The sequence below is a fragment of the Flavobacterium aquicola genome (assembly GCF_003385115.1).
GTDB lineage: Bacteria > Bacteroidota > Bacteroidia > Flavobacteriales > Flavobacteriaceae > Flavobacterium > Flavobacterium aquicola.
In genome coordinates this window covers 28,671-52,579 of sequence record NZ_QUNI01000009.1, presented here as the reverse complement: position 1 = coordinate 52,579, position 23,909 = coordinate 28,671, and the positions used below count along the sequence as shown (strand labels likewise).

Sequence of the window (23,909 nt, the reverse complement as noted above, 5' to 3'; positions counted from 1 at the left end):
TTTAAGAGTTTTGAGTGTTAATGTCCAATGGATTTGAAGCCATACTTATTTTTTTACGATCTTGATCTCTACCCAAAAGAATGTTTTTCTCAGTAGCGATTTCTACTTTTTCAAGTTTTTGAGTATAGTTATTTTGATTAATAACTGAATCTTTTTCAAATTCACGTGGCCCTTCAATTACCCAGTCAGTAAGTTCTTTTTTGTCAAAACGACAAGTGTTGCAAATGAATTCTTCTACTTCATGAAACTCGTCTTTACGACCAGTGACACGTTGAATTTCGTTTCCAAACATCCAAACTGTAGTTTTTCCGCAGCATCCTGGAGTGGTACATTCTCTATGTGCATTGTAAGGTTTGTTGAACCAAACTCTTGATTTGAATCTAAAAGTTTTATCAGTCAAAGCACCAACCGGACATACATCAATCATGTTTCCAGAAAACTCATTGGTTATGGCTTTTGAAATACAAGTCGAAATGTTAGCGTGATCGCCACGATCCATTACTCCATGAACTCTGTCGTCTGTCAATTGATCGGCAACTTGTACACATCTTTGACATAAAATACAACGATTCATGTGCAATTGAATATTTGGACCAATATCTTCTGGCTCAAAAGTTCTTTTTTCTTCAATATAACGAGATGCTGATTTTCCGTGTTCGAAACTTAAATTCTGCAAATCACATTCTCCCGCCTGATCACAAATTGGGCAATCTAATGGGTGATTGATTAACAAAAATTCTGTTACTGATTTTCTTGCTTCCTGAACTCTTGGGGATGCTTTACTTGCGATTTCCATTCCGTCCTGACAGCCTGTAACACATGATGCCATTAATTTTGGCATTGGTCTTGGGTCAGCGTCACTGCCTTTGGTTACATCAACTAAACAACAACGGCATTTACCACCGCTCCCTTTCAGTTTAGAATAATAGCACATCGCTGGCGGAACAACATCTCCACCAATCATACGTGCAGCCTGCAAGATCGTCGTTCCTGCTTCTACTTCAATTTCTTGACCGTCTATCGTTACTTTCATATTATTAGTTGTTAGTTGTTGGTTGTCGGTTGTTCGTTTCTGGAATTCCATCAACTATCAACTATCAACCATCAACTTTTATACTGTTTGTTTTGTTACTAAATGCTTTACTTTTTCAAAAGGTTCAGCAACAAAATGGTCTCTGTTTTTTATTTTTTCAGGGAAACGAATGTGGTATTCAAATTCATCTCTAAAGTGACGAATCGCCGCCGCTACCGGCCAAGCTGCCGCATCACCAAGAGGACAAATTGTGTTTCCTTCGATTTTACTTTGAATGCTCACTAGCAAATCAATATCTTCTTCACGTCCGTGACCGTTTTCAATACGGTGTAATACTTTTTCCATCCATCCTGTACCTTCTCGGCAAGGCGTACATTGACCGCAGCTTTCATGGTGGTAAAAACGGGAGAAATTCCAGGTATTACGAACAATACATGAAGTATCATTATATACGATAAAACCTCCGGAACCTAACATAGATCCGGTAGCAAAGCCACCATCGCTTAAGGATTCGTAAGACATCAAACGATCTTCGCCTGCTGCAGTTTTGTAAATTAAATGTGCTGGTAAAACAGGAACTGAACTTCCTCCAGGTACAAATGCTTTTAATGGACGGTCAGAACTCATTCCGCCAAGATATTCGTCAGAATTCATGAATTCGTAAACGCTTAATCCTAATTCGATTTCATAAACACCTGGATTTTTAATATGTCCCGAAGCTGAAATTAATTTAGTACCTGTAGATCTTCCGATACCGATTTTAGCATAATCTGCTCCCGAATTATTTACAATCCAAGGCACAGCTGCAATAGTTTCTACATTGTTTACAACTGTTGGATTAGCCCAAAGTCCAGAAACAGCAGGGAATGGTGGTTTGATACGAGGATTTCCTCTTTTTCCTTCCAATGATTCAATCAAAGCAGTTTCTTCACCACAAATGTAGGCTCCACCACCGATTTGAACATACAAATCCAAATCAAATCCTGAACCTAATATGTTTTTTCCTAACCAGCCTGCAGCTTTAGCTTCGGCGATGGCTCTTTCTAATATTTTATAAACCCACATATATTCCCCACGAATGTAGATATAGGAACGGTTAGCACCCAATGCATAACTGGAAGTAATCATTCCTTCAATCAATAAGTGAGGGATATATTCCATCAAATAGCGGTCTTTGAATGTTCCTGGCTCAGATTCATCCGCATTACAAACTAAATGTCTTGGCTTTCCAGATTTTTTGTCAATAAAACTCCATTTCATACCTGCTGGGAAACCAGCTCCACCACGACCACGTAATCCAGAAGTTTTAACTTCTTCAACTACTTCATCCGGCGTTAAGGTTTTCAAGGCTTTTTCTACAGAAGCATAACCACCGTTTTGGCGATATACTTCGTAGGTTTTAATTCCTGGAATATTGATTTTGTCTAATAATATTTTTTGTGACATATTATTTATCGTGTAATATTATTTTATCGTCTTTGCAGTCAGCGATTAACTGATCTACTTTTTCTTTTGTCAAATGTTCTTTGTAAAAATCACCCAATTGCATCATCGGAGCATAACCACAAGCACCTAAACATTCAACCCCTCTTACTTCAAAAAGACCGTCAGCGGTTGTTTCTCCAATTCCAACGCCTAGTTTTTCACAGGTGTAATCCATTAAATCCTCTACTCCATTCAAGCAACAAGGTGAAGTCTGACAAAATTCAAACATGTATTTACCAATTGGTCTTTGGTTGAACATCGTGTAAAAAGTTACTACTTCATACACTTCTACAGGTTTAATAAGTAAAATTTCGGCAACTTTATCTTGTAATTCAATACTCAGCCAATTATCGTGAGCATCCTGAACTTCATGTAAAACGGGAAGTAAAGCTGATTTTCTTTTGTCTTCAGGGTAATGACTGATTAATTCATTGATGCGGGACATCAAAGCTTCGGTCATATTTATTTCTTGTTTGTAATGTGTTCTTTCCATTTTAATTATTTTAAATTTTGAATTATAAATTTTAAATGTTTTGAAATAATTTATAATTTAAAATTCATCATTTATAATTTTATTAAGCGTCTAATTCTCCTGCAATAACATTTAAACTTGATAAAATAACAATTGCATCAGATAACATTGCACCTTTAATCATTTCTGGATAAGCCTGATAAAAGATAAAGCAAGGTCTTCTGAAGTGCAGTCTATAAGGAGTTCTGCTTCCATCTGTTACTAAATAGAATCCGATTTCTCCATTTGCTCCTTCTACCGGATGGTAAACTTCGCCAACTGGAACAGGAACTTCGCCCATTACAATTTTGAAATGATAAATCAAGGATTCCATACTGTTGTAAACATCTTCTTTTGGAGGAAGATAATATTCAGGAACGTCAGCATGGTAATCATTTCCTTCCGGCATTTTGTTTAATGCCTGACGGATAATGCTTAAACTTTCCCAAACTTCTGCGTTTCTAACGCAAAAACGGTCATAAGTATCTCCCGATTTTCCTACTGGAACGATGAAATCAAAATCTTCGTAAGAGCTGTATGGCTGTGCAACACGCACATCATAATCTACTCCTGCAGCACGTAAATTAGGACCTGTAAATCCATAAGCCAAAGCTTTTTCAGCAGTTATAGCTCCAACATTAACCGTTCTGTCAATGAAAATTCGGTTTCTAACAAATAGATTTTCAAATTCTTTCCATACAGCTGGAAATTCTTCTAAAAAGGCATCTAGTTTTCTAAAAGCTTCTGGAGACCAGTCCCTTTCAAAACCGCCCATTCTGCCCATATTAGTTGTCAGACGAGCTCCGCAGATTTCTTCGTAGATTTCGTAGATTTTCTCTCTAAACTGCATTACATATAGAAAGCCCGTATATGCACCAGTATCAACCCCAAGTATCGAATTACAGATTAGGTGATCTGAGATTCTGGCCAACTCCATTACAATAACACGAAGATATTGTGCACGTTTTGGCACTTCAATCCCTAAGGTTTTCTCAATTGTCATCCACCATCCCATATTATTGATAGGAGATGAACAATAATTCATACGATCTGTTAAAGGTGTGATTTGATAAAAAGGACGATTCTCGGCAATTTTTTCGAATGCTCTATGAATGTAACCAATTGTTGGTTCAGCTTCAAGAATTCTTTCACCATCCATCAGCAAGATATTTTGGAAAATACCGTGTGTAGCTGGGTGAGTAGGACCTAAATTCAGAATAGAAAGCTCGCTTCCGTCTTCATTGTGTCGCTCTTTGATTATTTTAGCATAGCGATGCTCTGGTGGTAATAATAGTTCTGACATTTATCGAATGTGAAAAATTATATTTATTTTACTATTGGCTGATTGGTTGTTGTTCTTCCAAAATACCTGTCATCCTTATCCGTTCTTCCGCTGTCTTCCATTGGGAATTCTTTGCGCATTGGAAAAGAAATCATTTCATCCATGTTCAGAATACGTTTCAATTGAGGGTGTCCTGTGAAGTTTATTCCGAAAAAATCATAAGTTTCTCTTTCCATCCAATTGGCGGACAGGAAAATGTTTGATAAACTTTTAATTTCCGGGTTGGAACCGTTTAGGAAAGATTTAATTCGGATGCGTTTGTTTTCGTACCAATTGTGTAAATGATAAACGACGGCAAATTGTCTGTTTTCTTCGTTGTCTGGATAATGTATCCCGCATAAATCGGTTAAAAAATGAAAACGAAATATTGAATCATTTTTTAAAAATAAGATAACGGCTGTATTGATGTCCGAATCTACTTCAAAAGTGAAAATATCTTTGGATTGATCAAAATTTGAAATTTTTGATCCAAAATTTTCTATTAATCGCTCTTGAATTTCTGTTGTCTCTAATGCCATTTTTTATTGAATGTTATAAGATGCCAATAATTCTTTGTACTCAGGGGAACTTCTTCTTCTTACAGATTCGTTTTTAACTAATTCCTGCAGTTGCATAACACCATCTACTATTTGTTCTGGACGTGGAGGACAGCCAGGAACATAAACGTCTACAGGGATTACTTTGTCGATTCCCTGCAATACAGAGTAAGTGTCAAAAATTCCTCCAGATGTAGCGCAAGCACCAACGGCAATCACCCATTTGGGTTCTGCCATTTGTTCATATACCTGACGTAAGATTGGAGCCATTTTTTTTGATATGGTTCCCATTACTAATAGCATATCGGCCTGGCGAGGAGAGAAACTCACTCTTTCAGAACCAAAACGTGCCAAATCATAATGTGAAGCCATTGTTGCCATAAATTCAATACCGCAACACGAAGTTGCAAAAGGTAAAGGCCAAAGGGAATTGGCTCGTGCTAATCCCACAACATCATTCAGTTTTGTAGCGAAGAACCCTTCTCCAGTAACACCTTCTGGCGGGGCAACCATATTTACTTTTGAATCACTCATTTTGTGTTTTTATTTTGAATGTTGAGTTTTAAATTTTTGAAATGTTTTACATTAACTTGTAATTCAACATTTATAATTTAAAGTTATTTTATTCCCATTCTAAGGCTTTCTTTTTGATGATGTAGAAAAAGCCAACTAAAAGCAACATCATAAAGATAACCATTTTTATCATTCCTTCAACTCCTAAGTCTTTGAAATTCACTGCCCAAGGATATAAGAATATTACCTCTACATCGAATAATACAAATAAGATGGCTACAATGAAATATTTTACTGAAAAAGGTATCCTTGCGTTTCCTACTGATTCAATTCCGCATTCGAAATTCTTGTCTTTGTTCTCAGACAGTCTTTTCGGTCCCAATTTACCAGAAATAATGATCATACCTACAACAAATCCTACAGCTAAAACGAGCTGCATAAAGACTGGGATATAGTTTATTTGTTCGGATTGCATAATTATCAATTTTTGCTTTATATTAAGTTACAAAGATAGGTTTAGTGTAATTAAAACACAAGTTTTGTGTCAAATTTAGTAGAAACATTAACTCAATACAGTTCTAATTTTTATTGATTATAAATAGCGACTAAAAGCCCAATTTTTGGCATAAGAACAAAAAAAAACGTTCCGATTATATCGGAACGTTTTTTAGACGTTTTTGCAATAAAACAGTAAGCGATTTATATGCTTAAAGTACTGCTACTTTAGCAGCAACTTTACCTTTTCTTCCTTCTTCTTCTTCATAGCTAACTCTGTCACCTTCGCGTAATTCTTCCGCGCTGATGCCTGATGCATGAACAAAAATGTCTTTTCCTGTTTCTTCGTCTGTAATGAATCCGTAACCTTTAGATTCATTGAAAAATTTAACTGTACCTGTACGCATTGTAATAGTAATAATAATTTATAATATCGCAAATGTAATCTTTAATATAATACGAAAATCATTATGACATTATTTTTTTTGTAAAATTATTGATATTCAAGTGTTTTTACCTAATTGTTTGAATTTAATTTAATATGTAATTCGTTTAACTGCGATTCATCAATTACGGATGGAGCATCGATCATTACGTCTCTTCCAGAGTTATTTTTTGGGAAAGCAATAAAATCACGAATTGTCTCCTGGCCTCCTAAAATGGCTACCAAACGATCCAATCCAAAAGCTAATCCTCCGTGTGGCGGAGCTCCAAATTGGAAAGCATCCATTAAGAACCCAAATTGCGCTTTTGCTTCTTCTTCTGTAAAGCCTAAATATTTAAACATTAATTGCTGTGTTGCTTTATCATGGATACGGATTGATCCTCCGCCAATTTCGTTTCCGTTCAAAACCATATCGTAGGCATTGGCACGTACTTTACCAGGATTGGTCTCCAGTAAGTGCATGTCTTCCGGTTTTGGGGAAGTGAACGGGTGGTGCATCGCGTGGTAACGGCCGCTTTCTTCATCAAATTCTAATAATGGGAAATCCACAACCCAAAGCGGTGCAAATTCGGCTGGATTTCTCAATCCAAGACGAGTGGCTAATTCCATACGCAAAGCGCTCAATTGTGCTCTTGTTTTATCGGCTGGTCCAGAAAGTACAAAAATCATGTCGCCTGGTTTTGCTTCAGTTGTTTTTGCCCAATTGGCTAAATCATCCTGATCGTAGAATTTATCTACAGATGATTTGAAAGTTCCGTCTTCGTTGCATTTTGCATAAACCATTCCACTTGCTCCAACCTGAGGGCGTTTTACCCAGTCAATTAAAGCGTCAATTTCTTTTCGGGTGTAATTTCCAGCTCCGGGAACTGCTATTCCCACAACTAATTCGGCTGAATTGAAAACCGGGAACTCTTTGTGCTGAGCAAATTCGTTCAATTCACCAAATTTCATTCCGAAACGAATATCTGGTTTGTCGTTACCGTAAGTTTTCATCGCGTACTCGTAAGTGATACGCGGAAATTTATCAACTTCGATACCTTTTATTTCTTTTAGCAGATGACGGGTCAGACCTTCAAAAACATTCAAAATGTCTTCCTGCTCGACAAAAGCCATTTCGCAGTCAATTTGTGTAAACTCCGGTTGACGGTCTGCACGTAAATCTTCGTCACGGAAACATTTCACGATTTGGAAATATTTATCCATTCCGCCCACCATCAATAATTGTTTGAAAGTCTGCGGTGATTGCGGTAAAGCATAGAATTGTCCTTCGTTCATTCTTGACGGAACAACGAAATCTCTTGCGCCTTCTGGAGTCGATTTTATTAAATAAGGAGTTTCCACTTCGCAGAAATCCAAATCCGAAAGGTATTTACGTACTTCCATTGCCACTTTGTGACGGAAAAGCAAGCTGTTTTTTACAGGATTTCTTCGAATGTCCAAATAACGGTATTTCATTCGGATGTCTTCACCACCGTCGGTTTCGTCTTCGATGGTAAATGGTGGAGTCAAAGCAGAATTTAAAATATTCAGTTCTGAAACTAAAATCTCAATTTCGCCGGTTGGAATGTTTTTGTTTTTGGCTTCACGCTCAATAACGGTTCCTTTTACCTGAATCACGTATTCGCGTCCAAGGGTTTTGGCTAATTCAAAAACTTCTTTTACGGTACGGCTTTCGTCAAAAATCAATTGTGTAATTCCGTAACGGTCGCGTAAATCAACCCAATTCATAAATCCTTTATCGCGTGATTTTTGAACCCAACCCGCTAGTGTAACTTCGGTATTAATATTTGAGGCGTTTAGTTCGCCGCAATTATGACTTCTATACATGATCAAAATTTTAGACTGCAAAAGTAACACAAAATTCAAATTAATATAGAAAAGTATGCAAGTTGATGCATATTAAAATAGAATGTTTTGTTAATGGGTAAGATTTCACATAGAATTTCTTTAGATTTGAACTACTCAAAATGATAAAACTCTAGTTATGAAAAAAATTTTTATTTTAAGCATGCTCAGTCTCTTGGGGTTTAGAGGCATTTCTCAAGGTACTAATCAAATAAAATTTACAGCTAAAATTACCAATAGAAACAGCGATACAATTGTTATTAAAGGAGCTAATAATTTTAAGCAGGTTATTCCAATTAATAAACAGGAAGTTTTTGATACTGCTTTTGAAGCTCAAAAGGGATTTTACCGTTTTTCTGACGGAGTAGAATCATCAACTATATATTTAAAACCAGGTTCTGAGGTAAATCTGACAATGAATGCTAAAGAATTTGATGAAACTATTATTTATAAAGGAAAGGGTACTAATGAGAGTAATTTTTTAGCGCAGCAGGCTTTAAAGGATGAAAAATTTCAAAATGAAGCTTTCACAAAAGATGAGGCTGAGTTCTCATCATTGTTAAAGGAAAAGAATAAATCTGATTTAGCAAATCTGGAAAAAGGAGATTTCGATCCTGAATTTAAGGATGCTCTGAAAAAATCCTTTGAGCAGTTTAATGAATATGCTGTTCAGGAATATAAAAATGCGTCTAAGATGAATAGCTTTGTTGGAAAAGCTTCTCCTGATTTTGATTTTGAAAATTATGCTGGAGGGAAAACGAAACTGTCAGATCTAAAAGGAAAGTATGTTTATATTGATATTTGGGCAACTTGGTGCGGTCCGTGCAGAGCAGAAATTCCTTTTCTGCAAAAGACAGAAGAGAAGTATCATGGGAAAAATATTCATTTTGTGAGTCTTTCTATTGATAAAGCTAATGATCATGAAAAGTGGAAAAAATTTGTTTTGGATAAAAAATTAGGCGGGATTCAATTATTCGCCGATAAGGACTGGCAGTCAGATTTTGTAGTAAATTATGGAGTGACCGGAATTCCTAGGTTTATATTAATTGATCCAAATGGAAATATTTTAGACGCTGATGCAGACAGACCGTCTTCTGCTGAATTACAGGCTAAATTAGATACATTACTAAAGTAATTTTTATATTTTTTGTCATTATCGCAATTTTTGCTGTTTTGGCAAAAACACCAGTAAAACCAATGCTTAAGCGTTGGTTTTTTTGTTTCCAATGTTAAGCTTTTGTCTATGTTACGAAATTGTTACCAAAATGTTTTTTTAATGTAAAATTTGTTTCTAATTTTGATACAAGTAAGGTACAAACAATTAAAAACTAACGATATGAAAAAGATAATGATTTTGGCAGCGGTATTATTTTCTGGAGCAATTTTTGCCCAAGATGCAAAACCTGTTTTGGAGCCATTTGGTAAAAAACTTAAAGCTACCTATTTTTATGAAAATGGGCAAGTGCAGCAAGAAGGATATTTTGAAAACGGTAAATTGGAAGGAATTTGGGTTTCTTACAATGAAGCGGGTGACAAAATTGCCTCAGGCGAATACGTTGCGGGAGTAAAAACTGGTAAATGGTTTTTCTGGTCTCAAAATACTGAGAAAAGCAGCCTTTGCGAAGTAGATTTTTCAAACAATAAAGTTTCTAAAATAAAAAATTGGAGACAGGATGCTTTTGCTACTTCCAATTAAAAGTACAGTTTATAGTTAATTTTGAGAAAAGGAGAAAGTCTGCAGTGATTTTCTCCTTTTTTTATTTCTTTGCTACTTCGAGAGCTTAAAAAAGCAACGGCTTTTAACTATATTTTCTAAAAATTATTTGGTCTAATACAAAAAAAAACCACTCTATTCTAAAATGCTGAAAGAGTGGTTTTATATTTTGATGGGTTTAAATTTATTCTTTGACTGTGATTTGGTCTTTGCTTCTATCCCTCAGCCAATACTTTGTTCTTTTAACGAGGTAGAACATAACTGGTACCATTACTAAGGTCAATACCGTAGCATAAGTCAATCCAAAGATGATGGTCCAAGCCAATGGTCCCCAGAAGATCACGTTGTCACCTCCCATAAAAATATGAGGATTCAAATCGGTTATTAAAGAGAAGAAGTCAAAATTAAGCCCGATTGCCAATGGAATTAATCCCAATACGGCTGTCAAAGCTGTTAGTAATACCGGGCGCAATCTTGATTTTCCAGATTCGATGATAACTTCTTTAATTTCTTCCAGCGTTAAATCGTCATGACTTTCTAGATGATTATCTTCGACTTTTTTGTCCAATAACAAAACAAAGAAATCCATTAACACGATACCATTCTTCACTACAATACCAGCCAGTGAAATGATTCCCATCATCGTCATCAGGATTACAAAATCCATGTTGGCTATGACATAACCATAAAATACTCCGCTAAAGCTAAGAATTACAGTAAACAGAATTACCATTGTTTTCGAAACTGAGTTAAACTGCAATACAATAATAATCGTAATTCCAGCCAATGCTAAAAACAGCGCATACATTAGGAAGCTTTGATTTTTGCCTTGCTCTTCCTGTACACCAGAGAAGGAATACGTAATGGTTTTTGGCAAAACATATCCTTTTAAATCAGCTTCGATCTGCTTGGTGATTTCGTCACCATTATAACCTGTCAAGACGTTTGAATAAACAGTCATGATACGTTTTTGGTTCTTTCTTTTAATTTGGTTATAAGTGGTGGTTTTCTCTGTTTGAGAAACAGCAGAAATAGGCACCTGCATCATCTGCCCGCTTGCCTGATTACGGAAAGTTAATGATTGATTGAATAGAATATTTTCATTCTTGCGCTGATCATCCTGCATACGCATAGTAATGTTGTAATCGTCATCTCCTTCTTTATAAGTAGAAATTTCCTGACCATATACCGAACGGCGAAGATTGAATCCCAATTGTCCTGTCGAAACACCTAAACTACCAGCACTCACACGATCTACTTTTACTTCAAGCTCTGGGCTTTCCTTGTTGACATCAATACTTAATCTTTCAATTCCAGGAATGTTTTTAGTATTAATGAAGGCAATCATTTTATCAGCTTCTTTCAGCATGTCATCATAATCAATTCCTGTTAATTGAATACTGATAGGATAACCAGCCGGCGGACCATTGGCATCTTTTTCTACAGTTACTGTTGCACCTGCAATTGCTTTTACTTTGCTTCTGATTTCCTCTAAAATATCGGCAGTGTTGATTCCTCTTCTAAATTTAAATTCGGAGAAATTTACTGTTACTTTTCCTTTAAAAGGAGTTTCCGATGCTGAACCTGCATCGACATTTGGATTTCCGGCGCCAACACCCACTTGTGACACGATAGATTCGGCCAAGTAGTTTTTATCTGTTTTTGGATCTACATATTTGCTTAAAACTTCGATAACCTGTTTTTCTACAAAAAGCGTTGCTTTGTTAGTCTTTTCGATATCTGTTCCTTGTGGGTATTCGATATAGGTGATTACCTGATTTGGAATATTATCCGGAAAGAATAATACTTTTCTAGGGAATATTTTTAAAAGAATAAATGAGAAAAACAGCATTCCAATGATTCCTACTAAGGCATACCAAGCTCTTCTTTTGGTTAAAATTTTAGCTAAAAAGGATTTGTACCTGTCCTCCATTCTTGGGAAAAAACTGTGCTGGAAATCCTGCGTCCATTGGTATAGTTTCAATTTATATAACCACATTAATCCAAGTGAAATGATGGCTAAGTGTCCAATAGCTTTTGCTAGTTTAGAATCATATATATTTCCCAGAAGGACAAAAATTACAGCAATAACAGTAAAAATTATTGAATAGGTCTTGGCTGATTTTTTGGTAACATTTCTATCTTCAATATCCATTGATCCGCCAGTCATTGCCGCATTGACCACCATCGCAACAAACAATGAAGCGGTAAGTGTCACGGTTAATGTCATTGGGAAATATTTCATGAATTTACCCATGGTTCCAGGCCATAAGGCAAATGGCAGGAAAGCCATTAAGGTTGTTGCTGTGGAGGAAATAACCGGCCAAGCAATTTCACCAATACCTATTTTGGATGCATCTACACGATTCATGCCTTTTTTCATGTTGGCAAATACGTTATCGACTACTACAATACCATCATCAACAAGCATACCTAATCCCATAACCAGTCCAAAAAGCACCATAGTATTTAGTGTCAGTCCAAAAGCGGAAAGAATACTAAACGCCATAAGCATTGATAATGGAATCGCTGCTCCTACAAATAGTGAATTTCGCAATCCCATTGTAAACATAAGTACAATCATTACCAGCACAATTCCGAAGATGATGTGATTTGAAAGTTCGTCGACCTGATGTTCAACACGGGATGACTGATCGTTGGTCAATTCAATTTTTAAATTGGAGGGCAAATAGGAAGTTTTGGCTTCCTCAATTTTTTCCTTTACTTGTTCAATGGCCGAAATCATGTTTTGATTGGAACGCTTTTTTACGTTTAGCATCACAACTTCAGTTCCTTTCTCACGGGCATAGGTTGTTTTTTCTTTTTCTTTAAAGCTGACTACAGCAATGTCTTTTAAATAAACAGTTCCTCCATTGTGTTTTACAATGATATCTTCAAGTTCTTTTGGATCAGTTATTTCTCCAACAATTCGGATGTTGTTTCTAGAACCCTGTGAAATCAAATTTCCTCCAGACAAAGTCATGTTTTCATATTTGACAGCATTTTGAATGTCATCAAATGATACTTGCGCAGCTGTCATTTTGAAGATGTCGACTGCGATTTCTACTTCTTTGTCATCAACTCCAAGGATGTCTACTTTTTTTACTTCTGGGATTTCTTCGATATCATCCTGAAGCAGTTCTCCATATTTTTTAAGCTGCTGTGTGGTATAATTCCCTTGCAGATTGATGTTCAGGATAGGCACTTCTTCCGAAATATTCAATTCAAATACGCTTGGTTCCACTTTGCTGCCGTTGTCAAGATTAGGCCAATCGGTATCTGCTTTTACAACATCAACTTTGTCTTTTATCTTCGTTTTGGCCTGATCAATTGTAACCTCGTCAGCAAATTCGACAATGATCATTCCGTAATCCTGAAAGGAGCTGGAAGTGATTTTGTCGACACCGCTAATGTTCTTGATTTCTTTTTCGAGCGGTTTAATAATTAACTTTTCTACATCTTCTGCTGAGTTCCCTGGGAATACAGAAGAAATGTAAACTTTGTTTTCTATGATTTCTGGAAAATCTTCGCGGGGCATTGTAACATAAGCAATAACGCCAGTGATTACAATCAATAAAGTCAAGATATATACTGTAACGCGATTTTTGACAGCCCAACTTGATATTCCGAATTCTTTACTTTGATGTGACATATTTTTAAAAGTTTATTGTTGATGGTTGTTGGTTGATAGTTCTTAGATTACCATAAACTATCAACCACAAACCATCAACTTTTTTTAGAAGTTAAGTTTCATCCCGTCCGAAATTGTATTGGCTCCTTCGGTAACTATTATAGCATCGGAATCTAAACCGCTTAAAATTTCGGTTACATTATCAGAGGATTTCCCCAATTGAACAATTGATTTTTTAGCAATACCGGTTTTCCCATTTGAGTTGGCTACCGTATACACAAAATTGTTTTTCTGAGCGTCCTGCTGGATTACATTCGACGGAACTACTACAGCATTTTTGCTGACATAATCAATTACTTTTAACTTAGCTACCTGGTTTGGACGCAGTAAATTATCAGGATTAGGAACACTCACTTCAATCCCGAAACTTCTGTTGTTTGGATTGATGAAGTTACCAATCTGGCGAACTTTTCCTTTGTATGTTTTGTCTAATGAAGTTAGATAAACATCTACTTCAGTTCCTATTTTTAGTTTTCCGATATAGGTTTCCGGAATAGAGGTAGAAACGTACATGTTTCCTAAATTAACTATTCGCATTAATCCCTTTGGACTGGCAGAAACGACTTCTCCTTTTTCTACATACACTTCGTCAATAGTTCCTGAAAATGGTGCTTTGATTACTGTTTTGGCTATTTGGGCTTTGATTTGCGCAACGCCTTTTTGAGCCGAAATCATTTGAGTCTGTGCCTGAAGATATTGTATTTCGGAACCAATTTTTTGACTCCATAGATTCTTTTGACGTTCGAAAGTTGTTTTAGCCAAAGCGTATTGATTTTCGGCACTTGCCAGCTGCTGGCTCATACCGCCATCGTCTGTGCGTCCCAATACTTGCCCTTTGGATACTTTTTGGCCGGCTTTTACATTCAATGCAACTAAGTTTCCTGGGAATTCCGGCTGTACCAATACATTTTCATTTGTGTTGATGCTTCCCTGTATTTCAAGATAGTGATTGAAGGTAGTGTCTTTTAATTTTACTGCGGTTACCAAGGCTACAACTTCTTTGTTTACATCCAAAGCGGCTAAGGCTTCATCGATTTGAGTAAGCTGTGACTGCAGTTCTGTTTTTTTTGCAGTTATTGCTTTAATATCTTTGGATGCTATGATTGAATCAACTGACTGATTTTTATCTGATGAGCCACAGGCTGTCAAAAGAATGGAAAGGGTTGTTATTAAAAGTGCTTTTTTCATAAGAAGTTATTTTATTGTTTTTTATTGGTCATATGTAATTCGCATAACAATTTTGCTCGTTATAATCAAATTATACATAATGCTCATTTCATGTCTTTATAGTTATATTGAGATCGTTAATTAGTTGTGATTTTTTCTAAACTGGCTTTTTTATTGATGATGTTAACCATTGTCTGCAGGTATTTTTGCTGTGCAGTGTACAGTTGGCGCTGTGCATCATTGAAATCGAAACTGGTTGAAAGTCCTTCGGTGAATTTGATCTGCTGTTTTTTCTCAATTCTTTCGGATAGATTCAAATTGCTTTTGGCAGTTTCATAATCGGCGATGCTGTATTCATATTCGGTTTTTGCGGTAGCATACTGCAGTTTTAATTTTTGTTCCGTTTCACTCAGCTGAGTTTTGGCTTGATCCAAAGCGATTTTGGCTTGCTGTGTTCTGGAACTTCTGGCCAAACTGCTAAAGATGGGAACATTTAAACTAACCCCAATATTGGAATAATTAAACCAGTTTTGATTTTGTGAAAAGAAATCGAACTGATCCTTAAATGCTGTGTACCCAAAATTAAAATTGGCTGATAACGAAGGCAGTGCTTTACTTTTTTGCAGTTTGTATTCAAGAGTTCTTTGCTCTTCAAAATTGGTTGCTATCTTGTAACTGATATTGCTATTGATATCAAATTCAGTTTTTGAAAATGCTAAATCCATGTTTTGAATGGTCAGATCGTCTAATTTGTCGGTTAGAGTGATTTCATCATTGATGTCGATGCCAAGATTGATTTTCAGCATTTTATAAGTAATATCCAGTAAGCGTATGTTGTAGTTTAAAGTGCTTTCCAGCGAAGCCAATGTAATTTCCAGCTGTTCAACGCTTTCTTCTTCGATCAAACCGTTTTTATAAGTGGCTCTTGTGTCGTTCAATGTTTTTTGCAGTGAAGCGATGTTTTTTTCAAGGATTGCAATGTTTTCTTTGGCAAGCAGTACGTTTCCATAGGAGTTGATAACCATCTCTTTGACGTCTATATCCGTTTTGCGTTTTGCATTTTCGTAATATTTCAAATACGTTTTGGATGCCTGAAGCGCTACAATATAAGATCCGTCAAAGATCAGCTGGCTCAGAGTAGACCTGGCGACCATATTGTATTTGGTTCCAAAAGCAACTTCGGCGTACTCGCCTGGATTTCCTCCAAAGAATTCTGCAGGTACAACCGATTTCTGCAATACAAAATTATCGGTAAAATCGACTCCCGCATTTATTTGAGGGAGCCCCATTGCTGTTGTTTCCCATTTTTTTTCTTTAGCGGCTTCTATATCGCGTCCTGAATTAATCGCAGTATAGTTGTTTTCCAAAGCATGGTCTATGGCCTGCTGTAAGGTAAATGAATAGCTTTTCTTTTGCTCACTTGTGCTCGTGTCTTGAGCAAAACCACTCATTGTAAATAGAGAAAGTGTTAGTATAAATAAATTCTTCATTATATGTTAGTTTTAAGTAATTGTTTTTCGAGTTCGGCTATTCCTTTAGGCGTAGCCATAGCTCTTGTATGATATTCCAGTGCTTCTAATTCTAATTTTATGGAATCCTTCTCGGATATTGTATTCTCTTTAATGCTAAAAATTAATGTATAATAGAATTGTACATAAATATCAATGTCCAGATTATCTCTATATAAATCCTGCGCAATACCCTTTTCTATATTTTGTTTAAAACACGTATTACATTGATTAATCTCCCGAGACATTACTTTTTGATAGATTTCCGGATAATGTTTTTTTAATTGGTAAAGAGGAGAGGTGTCTGTTGCTTTAAACATCTCTTTGAACATTTTCCGAATCTCGAAATTCTCTTCGATTGCATTGTAGTTTTTGGCAACAATGGTGTCAATCACATGGTGAACAGTTTTGTGTACCACCTCTGTGCTTTCTTCAATCAATATTTCCTTGTTGCAGAAATACTTGTAAATGGTTTTTTTGGATATGCACATTTCACCAGCAATATCATCCATAGTAACGCTTTTAAAACCGAGTTTTAAAAACAGATCACTAGCCTTGGATATAATTTTGTCTTTCATTATTTAGTTACTGGTTGTTAATTAATAGTCTGCTGTAAATTCATTATATATTAAAAGGCTTTATTGATTTTTAAATTCCAGATTGGCAATAAGTTTAATATCGGAGCCAACGGCGTAGCCATTATGACTGGAATAGGAATTGTAATAGAGTCCAAAATCTTTCGGGTTAATGTTTCCAATAATTTCAAATGAAGCATTTTTTGTTCCGTTGTAGTCGCGGTAGCCAATAAACTCGGCATCGAGCTCTACTACTTTGGTAATATTCTGAATTGTCAGATTGCCTTTTAGAAAATTGATGCTTTTGTTCACTTTTTGAAAAGAAGTCGATTTAAACTGAATTACCGGCGTTTCATCATTCTCGAAAAAGTCAATTAATTTTAGATCCGAATTACTGTCTTTATCATTTACTTTCAAAGAAAATTCGATAGAGGCATTTTCCACTTCGTTGTTTTGTATGGCGATGTGTCCTTTGAAATTATTTTTGCTTCCAGACATATAGTCAATCAAAGAGCGTCTTGATTTTATCAATACGTCCGATTCACTAGCATCAATTTTCCATTCGTTTTCCATGATTTCTAAAGTTTTGTAATATTTTTGTAATGCAAATATAGCAATGGAAACTTTAAAAACAAATAAAGTTTCCGATGTTTTAATTCTATTGTATTATAAATTAGGTAATTATACTGTGGTTCCTGCTCGAATTAGTAATCTGAAGCCTTTTAAATCCATCAGCCGAAGAAATTAGGAATAAATAATTTCTTCATACAATTCGGATAATCTTTTTCGCAAATGCAAAACAGCATACCGCTTTCGCGAAAGCAATGTGTTGACTGAAACACCGGTTTCTTCGGATATTTCTTTGAATGACAAACCATCTAATTCGGTTTTTTCAAAAACTTCTCTTTGTTCCAGCGGCAGTTCTGATAATGCATTTTCGAGTTCAACCCACATTAATGAGCGCAAATATTCTGTTTCGGGAGATGGTGACGTTTGTTTGCTGAAAAGCATTTCGGAAATATCTTTTAGCATCTCGTCATCGTCATTTAGGTAGGAAGGTAATTCTTCTTCATGTTTCTTTATTTGTTTATTGATTATCATGTTGCGGGCTACGCGATACAGCCATGCAGTTACCTGCTCAATAGGGTTCATCGCAGTATCCACTTTTGCCAGCTGGTAAAAAACGTCCTGCAGAATATCTTCGGCATCTTCCTTGTTTGAAACGCGTTTACGAATAAACGCGTCCAATCGAGGTTTGTAAGCTGTTACCAGCTTTCCGACATCCTGCTGTGGCTTGTTACTCATTATCCTTTTTGTCGAAGTCAGTACTGTCGAAATCAAAATCTTTGTTGCCAAAGAAACGTCTTCGGCCAAATCTTCCGCCACACATGTTTTCTTTGCGCTTTTCAACAAATTCTTTACGTTCTTCGGGAGTCATGCTCATCCACTTTTCGCGGATGCCATTTTTATCACGCATACCGCCAAATTTGCGACCGCCGTGATGTCCGTGACCTCCAAACAGAAGACGCGAAAGAACAAGTAATCCTAATGCCTGCCAAAAACCGATAATTCCTAATCCGAATATGCTTGGCATAAGCGCATTCCATAACAGCATGACTGCAAAACTAAATCCGGTGCCTGCCGCAATGACGAGCAATATTATTCCTGCTATTTTAAAACCTTTTCTTTTCATGGTATTATATATTTTTTGTTTTTAAATTCATTTTAAGAAGCCTTCTATTTATGTAGACAAATGAACTTGATAAATATTTTACGGAAATGGCTTTTTTTTTAATTTTTTTTTGATCGTACAAATTGGCTGGGATAAAATTACTTGAATATCTCTTTTAAAAAAGGAGTTAAGTGTGCTATTTTCAGAGTAGTGACTGAAAGAAACAAATTTACACTTTGTAAGTTTGTGACTATTATTTTTTATATTTGATAAACCGTACTTCGAGTCATTTATCAGTCCAAACTCACGGAATTGGGTAAATGGAAATGATTTTTTCAGACAAATAAATGAGAGGGACAAAATTTATCTGGAAGTAACCAATCAAGTCAAGCAAATTATTAACTAAACTAACACATATTATGGGAAGAATTGGAACATTAGAATTACTGCTGCTTATAATTCCATTATTAGCGATTTATTTTTTGCCTTCTATTATTGCATTGAGGCGAAATAAAATGAATCGCAATGCGATTGTATTATTGAATTTCTTTCTGGGCTGGACGCTGATTGGCTGGGTAGTTTCATTCGTTTGGGCTTGTGCATCAAATAATGAGACTCAAAATGTAAACAGCAGTAATTATTCGAAAGAAGAAAATTTATCACCCGCTGCAAATAATGATTTTGATAATAAATTAGATAATTTACAAAAACTTAAAGGTTTATTGGATTCGGGTATTTTATCTCCCGAAGAATTTGAGCAACAAAAATCTAAAGTACTGGCATCATAACTTGGATAATCCGAGTTAAAAAAAAAGCAGTTAGATATTTAAATTCAAAAACTAAATAAATCAAAATGAAAAAAATTAGTATTACATTATTGGCAATTCTATCAGTAATTTTAGTTGGCTGTAGTGGTTCAGATACCTATCGCGGTTCTTGGAAAGCCACAGATTCTAAGGGTGGAAAATTTGAAATATTTTTTGATGCCAAAAATTTCACGGTTAAAAATAGTTCGGGGAAAAGTGAAAAATATGATTACACTCAAAATTCTGTGGAAATTGAAAATTCTGTTACAACTTACGGAATTCAATTAGGAGACGGAAGAGGTTATCAAATTAATTTTCCTAATGCAGACAATGAAACTTTGGGATTGATTAAAGATGAAAACGGTAATCCAATATATACTATAAGCCGAAAAGATTACATAAAGTATGAGGATGTTTATAAATTGTAATATAATTTGAAATTATATTGAATGTACGATTGGCAATTCGTGTTCGCTAAGAACAAGTTTTTAATCCGTGTACGTTATTCAATAAATTTTAAATAAAAAAATAGCTGCTAACAGCTGTAACGGTAAAAAATAAAGCCAACCCTTTCAAAAAAAATGAAACACAAACTAATATTTATTTTGCTTACAATTGTTTTTATTGGCTGTACAGCAAAACAGCCTGTAAAAAAAGACGCTATTATACAAGTTAATAATCCTTTTAATGACAAAGAGGTCAGTTGGTTTAAAAATAAAGGAACTGGAAATATAAAAGGGAATGCAAAATTTAAATCTAAGAATGGCGAGCTGCGTTATGGAGAACTATTTAGGGTTGAGCTCATGCCTTATTCCCTTTATGCAGAAGAACGTCTAAGTAAAATATATGTTAATAAAAATTCTGATTATATTTATTTGGAAGATGGCGTTCCTAAATTCACGCCTGATCCAGAAGGATATCACGAAACTATAAAAACATTCTGCAACAAAGATGGAGATTTTGAATTTAATAATCTGCCTTCTGGAAAATATTATATAATCGCCTTTATGTTTTGGGAAAATAAAGAAGTAAAAACCGGAGGTGGAATAATGCAAAAATTAACACTTTCCGAAAGAGAGTCTAAAATCATAAAAATGGTGAATTATTAAGTCGAAACGATATCATAAAACATTCCACCCTGCTAGCGCGAGTGTCCCACTCGTGAACACACAGATGTCTCGTCCTAAAAAAAGTTTGCATATTTAAAACATTGACAATATAATTCAAATTAAGATGATTAATAATTCATAAAAAAGGGCTTTCAAGTTAATTGAAAGCCCTTTTTTTGAATTATTAAAAACCTATTTTAAACTGTATGTTTCGGATTGAAACCATCCTCGCTTAATTCTTTGTGATCATAATCGGCAACCATTTCGGCTTCGTAATCGATTTTTTCATCTTTAGTCAATCTAGCTTTGATTTTCTCCATGATTTCATAAATCACAGGGACAATAATCAAGGTTAGGAATAATGACGAAATCAATCCTCCGATAATTACCCAAGCCAAACCATTTTTCCATTCGGCACCAGCTCCAGAAGCCAATGCAATTGGGAACATACCAAAAACCATCGCAATTGTGGTCATCAAGATCGGACGCAAACGAGCGTGATTCGCCTGGATTAATGCTCTTCTGATGGTTTCGCCTGCAGCTCTTCGCTGGTTGGTATAATCCACAAGCATGATCGCATTTTTACACACCAGACCAATTAACATAATGATACCCAAAATGGTAAATATATTCAGTGTATTATTCGTTAACGCTAAAGCCAGCATCGCCCCAATAAACGAAAGCGGAATCGCAAACAATACCACAAACGGGTGCATAAAACTGTCATACAAACCAACCATTACAAGGTAAACCAAAATAATAGCAGCCAATAAAGCGATTCCCAAAGTACCAAAACCTTCGCTTTGGTTTTCCTGATCACCTCCCCAGATATAGTTTACACCAACTGGTTTTTTAAGTTTGTCCAGTTTTGCCTGCCATTGGGTTACAATTGTTCCCGTTGGAACCCCAACGTTTTGCCCTTGAACAGTAACCGAAGCCGATTTGTCACGGCGTTCCAATTGGCTAGGTCCAGAACCTTCGGTAATAGAAGCAAACTGAGATAATTTAATCTGCTGTCCAGCGCTGTTAACGAAAATCAGATTGCTCACATCGGTAATGTTTTTTCTGTCAAAAGCATTGTATTTAATGTTGATATCATACTCGTATTCACCAGCTCTGAATTTTCCGTCAGTGTTACCGCTGTAAGCAGTCTGCATAGTCATACCTACAGTCTGAAGTGTAAGACCTAATGCAGCCATTTTATCACGATCCACCTGTACGTTGATTTCAGGATTTCCATCTTCAACAGTCAATTTAATTTCTGTTGTTCCAGGAATGCTGCGTAATTCAGCTTCGGCTAATTTGGCGAAAGCCATAGCAGCTTCGGTAGAAGGTCCTGTAACAATTAATCCCAATTTTGCATTTTCTGCAGTACCCAAAATACCAACAGGTACTGTTTTTACTTTGGCACCAACCAATACTTTTTCCAGTTTACGTTTGATTTTTGCAGCGTAAACCGAAGCATCATCCGAACGTTCTGACTGGTCAATCATTTTTACATCAATCTCCGCTTTGTAAGCAGTAGCTTGTGAAGCACCCATACCTTCGGAGGTTTGACCTACTGTAGTAATTTGGCTTTTTACATATTCTTCGCTTTTCAAAAAGGCTTCTGCTTTCTGAGTCATAAAGTTTGACTGTTCCAATGAAGCATCTTTCGGCATTTCGATCTGAACTAAAAACTCACCACTGTCAGAAGAAGCAAAGAATTCACCTCCAATAAAACCACCGCCCATTAATCCGATAGTCGAACCAAAAAACAAGACTACAACAACAGCAATGGTTTTGATATAATGATCCAAACACCAGTTTAATAATTCAGTTACCCAGTTTGTAAAACGAGTTAAAAGACTTTCGAATCCAAGAATGGTTCTTCCAAAAATATTTTTACCTTCAATATGTTCCAATTTTCCAAAACGGGAAGACAGCCAAGGGATAATAGTAAATGAAGCCAATAATGATAATAAGGTAGATATAATTACGGTAACACAGAATTGTGTAATAATGTTTGATACCAATCCGGAACTCATGGCAATTGGTAAAAATACCACCACAATTACTAAAGTAATCGAAGTTACTGTTCCTCCAATTTCGGCGGTACCGTCATACGATGCACGGATTCGGCTTTTGCCCATTTCCATGTGCCTGTAGATGTTTTCCAAAACCACGATCGCATCATCCACCAGAATACCAACTACGAGAGAAAGTCCAAGTAAACTCATCAAGTTCAAAGTATATCCTAAAAGATAAATTCCGATAAAAGTTGCAATCAGCGAAGCCGGAATCGAAACCATTACAATTAATGAGTTACGAATACTGTGCAGGAAGAACAACATTACAAAAGCTACCAAGATTACTGCAATCAATAAATCGTGTATTACAGAATCTGCTGCTTCTAGTGTATAATCAGTACTGTCTTTTGCAATTTCTAAAGCCAGCTGAGATGTTTTATAATCCTTCTCCAGTTTAGTGATGGCGCTTTTTAGATCGGCACTTACAGCAACCGCATTAGCATCTGATTGCTTGATTACTTGTAAAATAATAGCGCTTTTTTGATCTACTCTTGAGATTTTTTCTGCGATTTTTTGAGCATCCTGAACATCAGCAATATCTTGTAAACGAATTTCTATTCCGTTTTTAGAAGAAACAACTAAGTTTCTTAATTCATCTACATTTTTGTATTTACCCGCTAAACGGATTAATATTTTTTGATTTCTGGTTTGAATATTACCCGTCGGGAAATCCAGATTCGAAGTCAGAATTATTTGCTGTACCTGAGGAACTGAAAGTCCGTAACCCTGCATTTTTACAGCGTCAAGATTCACCTGAATTTCACGTTCCTGACCACCAATAATATTTACCTGAGCCACACCCTGCACACGAGACAAAACCGGAGCAATCTTTTTATCGATCAAATCATAAAAAGTAGCTTCGTCCATTTTTCCGTTGGCACCAATTGTCATAATCGGTAAATCACTCAAAGAGAATTTGGTTAAAGCCGGAGTTTCGGCATCATCTGGCAAATCACTCACCAACGCATTAATTTTACGCTGAGCATCATTCATCGAAATGTCAATTTTTGCATTTGATGTCAATGTAACCGATACGATAGATAAACTTTCGTATGATTTGGAATCAATTTTTTTGATGTTTTCCAAAGAGGCGATTCCGTCCTCAATTTTTTTAGTTACCGTATTTTCGACCTCACTCGGAGAAGCTCCAGGGTAAATAGTAGAAATTGTAATAACATTTTGCTCGAATTTAGGAATCAGTTCGTAGCCCAATTGACTGTAACTGAACAGTCCTCCAAGAGTTAGTATCGTGAAGAGAACGATAACTAACGAAGGACGTTTTATAGATATTTCTGCTAATTTCATTTTTTTAATTTTAGTTATTAGCCATTAGGCAAAAGGCATTAGTGAAAAGAGGCTTTATGCTTTTTTATTTTAATGGTTTAATTTTTTT

At 35.8% G+C, this 23,909-nt stretch carries 22 protein-coding genes; 5 read left to right on the top strand and 17 right to left on the bottom strand.

Translation table 11 applies throughout. The features are described 5' to 3' along the window. Nucleotide 1 precedes the first annotated feature (1 nt). The 9 genes from C8P67_RS15115 to aspS form a co-directional block, all read right to left on the bottom strand. Nucleotides 2-1,033, bottom strand: a complete 1,032-nt coding sequence (locus C8P67_RS15115) for a 2Fe-2S iron-sulfur cluster-binding protein (RefSeq protein WP_115814099.1) — start codon at nucleotides 1,031-1,033, stop codon at nucleotides 2-4. Nucleotides 1,034-1,111: 78 nt separating this feature from the next. Next, the gene (gene nuoF, locus C8P67_RS15110; RefSeq protein ID WP_115814011.1) at nucleotides 1,112-2,479 is read right to left on the bottom strand and encodes an NADH-quinone oxidoreductase subunit NuoF; all 1,368 of its coding nucleotides are present in this window, start codon (nucleotides 2,477-2,479) and stop codon (nucleotides 1,112-1,114) included. Nucleotide 2,480: 1 nt separating this feature from the next. Next, nucleotides 2,481-3,011 carry an NADH-quinone oxidoreductase subunit NuoE family protein gene (locus C8P67_RS15105; RefSeq protein ID WP_115814010.1) on the bottom strand — a complete coding sequence of 177 codons (531 nt, stop codon included), beginning with the start codon at nucleotides 3,009-3,011 and terminating at the stop codon, nucleotides 2,481-2,483. Between the two features lie 82 nt (nucleotides 3,012-3,093). Continuing rightward, entirely contained in the window at nucleotides 3,094-4,332 is a 1,239-nt protein-coding gene (locus C8P67_RS15100; protein WP_115814009.1) for an NADH-quinone oxidoreductase subunit D, read from the bottom strand. Nucleotides 4,333-4,355: 23 nt separating this feature from the next. Beyond that, a complete protein-coding gene (locus tag C8P67_RS15095) occupies nucleotides 4,356-4,889 on the bottom strand; it encodes an NADH-quinone oxidoreductase subunit C (RefSeq protein WP_115814008.1) in 534 nt (177 codons plus the stop codon). Nucleotides 4,890-4,892: 3 nt separating this feature from the next. Then, on the bottom strand, nucleotides 4,893-5,441 hold the full coding sequence (locus C8P67_RS15090; protein WP_115814007.1) for an NADH-quinone oxidoreductase subunit B: 549 nt from the start codon (nucleotides 5,439-5,441) through the stop codon (nucleotides 4,893-4,895). 88 nt (nucleotides 5,442-5,529) lie between these two features. Then, nucleotides 5,530-5,895, bottom strand: a complete 366-nt coding sequence (locus tag C8P67_RS15085; RefSeq protein WP_115814006.1) for an NADH-quinone oxidoreductase subunit A — start codon at nucleotides 5,893-5,895, stop codon at nucleotides 5,530-5,532. Nucleotides 5,896-6,127: 232 nt separating this feature from the next. After that, entirely contained in the window at nucleotides 6,128-6,322 is a 195-nt protein-coding gene (locus tag C8P67_RS15080; RefSeq protein WP_115814005.1) for a cold-shock protein, read from the bottom strand. A 110-nt stretch (nucleotides 6,323-6,432) separates the two neighbouring features. Then, nucleotides 6,433-8,187, bottom strand: coding sequence for an aspartate--tRNA ligase (aspS, locus tag C8P67_RS15075; protein WP_115814004.1), 1,755 nt, complete (start codon nucleotides 8,185-8,187; stop codon nucleotides 6,433-6,435). Nucleotides 8,188-8,344: 157 nt separating this feature from the next. On the opposite strand from aspS, the gene C8P67_RS15070 reads away from it, so the two are divergent. Continuing rightward, nucleotides 8,345-9,340, top strand: a complete 996-nt coding sequence (locus C8P67_RS15070) for a TlpA family protein disulfide reductase (protein WP_115814003.1) — start codon at nucleotides 8,345-8,347, stop codon at nucleotides 9,338-9,340. A 201-nt stretch (nucleotides 9,341-9,541) separates the two neighbouring features. Continuing rightward, complete coding sequence (locus C8P67_RS15065) at nucleotides 9,542-9,901, top strand: toxin-antitoxin system YwqK family antitoxin (protein WP_115814002.1); 360 nt, start codon at nucleotides 9,542-9,544, stop codon at nucleotides 9,899-9,901. A gap of 202 nt (nucleotides 9,902-10,103) precedes the next feature. On the opposite strand, the gene C8P67_RS15060 is transcribed toward C8P67_RS15065, so the two are convergent. The 7 genes from C8P67_RS15060 to C8P67_RS15030 all read right to left on the bottom strand — a co-directional run bounded on the left by C8P67_RS15060 (nucleotide 10,104) and on the right by C8P67_RS15030 (nucleotide 18,454). After that, the gene (locus tag C8P67_RS15060) at nucleotides 10,104-13,571 is read right to left on the bottom strand and encodes an efflux RND transporter permease subunit (RefSeq protein ID WP_115814001.1); all 3,468 of its coding nucleotides are present in this window, start codon (nucleotides 13,569-13,571) and stop codon (nucleotides 10,104-10,106) included. 84 nt (nucleotides 13,572-13,655) lie between these two features. Next, on the bottom strand, nucleotides 13,656-14,798 hold the full coding sequence (locus C8P67_RS15055) for an efflux RND transporter periplasmic adaptor subunit (protein WP_115814000.1): 1,143 nt from the start codon (nucleotides 14,796-14,798) through the stop codon (nucleotides 13,656-13,658). A gap of 116 nt (nucleotides 14,799-14,914) precedes the next feature. Next, nucleotides 14,915-16,267, bottom strand: a complete 1,353-nt coding sequence (locus C8P67_RS15050; protein WP_115813999.1) for a TolC family protein — start codon at nucleotides 16,265-16,267, stop codon at nucleotides 14,915-14,917. Continuing rightward, nucleotides 16,267-16,863, bottom strand: coding sequence for a TetR/AcrR family transcriptional regulator (locus tag C8P67_RS15045; RefSeq protein ID WP_115813998.1), 597 nt, complete (start codon nucleotides 16,861-16,863; stop codon nucleotides 16,267-16,269). Before C8P67_RS15045 ends, C8P67_RS15050 begins: the two co-directional genes overlap by 1 nt. Nucleotides 16,864-16,923: 60 nt before the next feature. Further along, a complete protein-coding gene (locus C8P67_RS15040) occupies nucleotides 16,924-17,433 on the bottom strand; it encodes a YceI family protein (RefSeq protein ID WP_115813997.1) in 510 nt (169 codons plus the stop codon). Between the two features lie 171 nt (nucleotides 17,434-17,604). Further along, the gene (locus C8P67_RS15035; protein ID WP_115813996.1) at nucleotides 17,605-18,165 is read right to left on the bottom strand and encodes an RNA polymerase sigma factor; all 561 of its coding nucleotides are present in this window, start codon (nucleotides 18,163-18,165) and stop codon (nucleotides 17,605-17,607) included. Then, complete coding sequence (locus C8P67_RS15030; RefSeq protein ID WP_170141477.1) at nucleotides 18,158-18,454, bottom strand: hypothetical protein; 297 nt, start codon at nucleotides 18,452-18,454, stop codon at nucleotides 18,158-18,160. The genes C8P67_RS15035 and C8P67_RS15030 overlap by 8 nt, the downstream gene beginning before the upstream one ends. Before the next feature lie 497 nt (nucleotides 18,455-18,951). On the opposite strand from C8P67_RS15030, the gene C8P67_RS15025 reads away from it, so the two are divergent. From C8P67_RS15025 to C8P67_RS15015, 3 genes are all read left to right on the top strand, one after another. Next, entirely contained in the window at nucleotides 18,952-19,320 is a 369-nt protein-coding gene (locus C8P67_RS15025) for a superinfection immunity protein (RefSeq protein ID WP_115814098.1), read from the top strand. Between the two features lie 65 nt (nucleotides 19,321-19,385). Beyond that, nucleotides 19,386-19,766, top strand: a complete 381-nt coding sequence (locus C8P67_RS15020; RefSeq protein ID WP_115813994.1) for a hypothetical protein — start codon at nucleotides 19,386-19,388, stop codon at nucleotides 19,764-19,766. A 153-nt stretch (nucleotides 19,767-19,919) separates the two neighbouring features. Next, nucleotides 19,920-20,447 carry a hypothetical protein gene (locus C8P67_RS15015; RefSeq protein ID WP_115813993.1) on the top strand — a complete coding sequence of 176 codons (528 nt, stop codon included), beginning with the start codon at nucleotides 19,920-19,922 and terminating at the stop codon, nucleotides 20,445-20,447. A 197-nt stretch (nucleotides 20,448-20,644) separates the two neighbouring features. On the opposite strand, the gene C8P67_RS15010 is transcribed toward C8P67_RS15015, so the two are convergent. Further along, nucleotides 20,645-23,821: an efflux RND transporter permease subunit gene (locus tag C8P67_RS15010; RefSeq protein ID WP_115813992.1), complete on the bottom strand. Its 3,177-nt coding sequence runs from the start codon at nucleotides 23,819-23,821 to the stop codon at nucleotides 20,645-20,647. Nucleotides 23,822-23,909: the final 88 nt, after the last annotated feature.

Bases quoted from the DNA above. Each gene is read 5' to 3' on its own strand.
- C8P67_RS15080 (WP_115814005.1), bottom strand. From the start codon at position 6,322: ATGCGTACAGGTACAGTTAAATTTTTCAATGAATCTAAAGGTTACGGA.
- C8P67_RS15025 (WP_115814098.1), top strand. From the start codon at position 18,952: ATGGGAAGAATTGGAACATTAGAATTACTGCTGCTTATAATTCCATTA.
- C8P67_RS15045 (WP_115813998.1), bottom strand. From the start codon at position 16,863: ATGAAAGACAAAATTATATCCAAGGCTAGTGATCTGTTTTTAAAACTC.
- nuoF (WP_115814011.1), bottom strand. From the start codon at position 2,479: ATGTCACAAAAAATATTATTAGACAAAATCAATATTCCAGGAATTAAA.
- C8P67_RS15030 (WP_170141477.1), bottom strand. From the start codon at position 18,454: ATGCCAAGCATATTCGGATTAGGAATTATCGGTTTTTGGCAGGCATTA.
- C8P67_RS15090 (WP_115814007.1), bottom strand. From the start codon at position 5,441: ATGAGTGATTCAAAAGTAAATATGGTTGCCCCGCCAGAAGGTGTTACT.
- C8P67_RS15020 (WP_115813994.1), top strand. From the start codon at position 19,386: ATGAAAAAAATTAGTATTACATTATTGGCAATTCTATCAGTAATTTTA.
- C8P67_RS15040 (WP_115813997.1), bottom strand. From the start codon at position 17,433: ATGGAAAACGAATGGAAAATTGATGCTAGTGAATCGGACGTATTGATA.
- C8P67_RS15095 (WP_115814008.1), bottom strand. From the start codon at position 4,889: ATGGCATTAGAGACAACAGAAATTCAAGAGCGATTAATAGAAAATTTT.
- C8P67_RS15115 (WP_115814099.1), bottom strand. From the start codon at position 1,033: ATGAAAGTAACGATAGACGGTCAAGAAATTGAAGTAGAAGCAGGAACG.
- C8P67_RS15010 (WP_115813992.1), bottom strand. From the start codon at position 23,821: ATGAAATTAGCAGAAATATCTATAAAACGTCCTTCGTTAGTTATCGTT.
- C8P67_RS15065 (WP_115814002.1), top strand. From the start codon at position 9,542: ATGAAAAAGATAATGATTTTGGCAGCGGTATTATTTTCTGGAGCAATT.
- C8P67_RS15105 (WP_115814010.1), bottom strand. From the start codon at position 3,011: ATGGAAAGAACACATTACAAACAAGAAATAAATATGACCGAAGCTTTG.
- C8P67_RS15050 (WP_115813999.1), bottom strand. From the start codon at position 16,267: ATGAAGAATTTATTTATACTAACACTTTCTCTATTTACAATGAGTGGT.
- C8P67_RS15060 (WP_115814001.1), bottom strand. From the start codon at position 13,571: ATGTCACATCAAAGTAAAGAATTCGGAATATCAAGTTGGGCTGTCAAA.
- C8P67_RS15085 (WP_115814006.1), bottom strand. From the start codon at position 5,895: ATGCAATCCGAACAAATAAACTATATCCCAGTCTTTATGCAGCTCGTT.
- C8P67_RS15070 (WP_115814003.1), top strand. From the start codon at position 8,345: ATGAAAAAAATTTTTATTTTAAGCATGCTCAGTCTCTTGGGGTTTAGA.
- aspS (WP_115814004.1), bottom strand. From the start codon at position 8,187: ATGTATAGAAGTCATAATTGCGGCGAACTAAACGCCTCAAATATTAAT.
- C8P67_RS15055 (WP_115814000.1), bottom strand. From the start codon at position 14,798: ATGAAAAAAGCACTTTTAATAACAACCCTTTCCATTCTTTTGACAGCC.
- C8P67_RS15100 (WP_115814009.1), bottom strand. From the start codon at position 4,332: ATGTCAGAACTATTATTACCACCAGAGCATCGCTATGCTAAAATAATC.
- C8P67_RS15015 (WP_115813993.1), top strand. From the start codon at position 19,920: ATGAAACACAAACTAATATTTATTTTGCTTACAATTGTTTTTATTGGC.
- C8P67_RS15035 (WP_115813996.1), bottom strand. From the start codon at position 18,165: ATGAGTAACAAGCCACAGCAGGATGTCGGAAAGCTGGTAACAGCTTAC.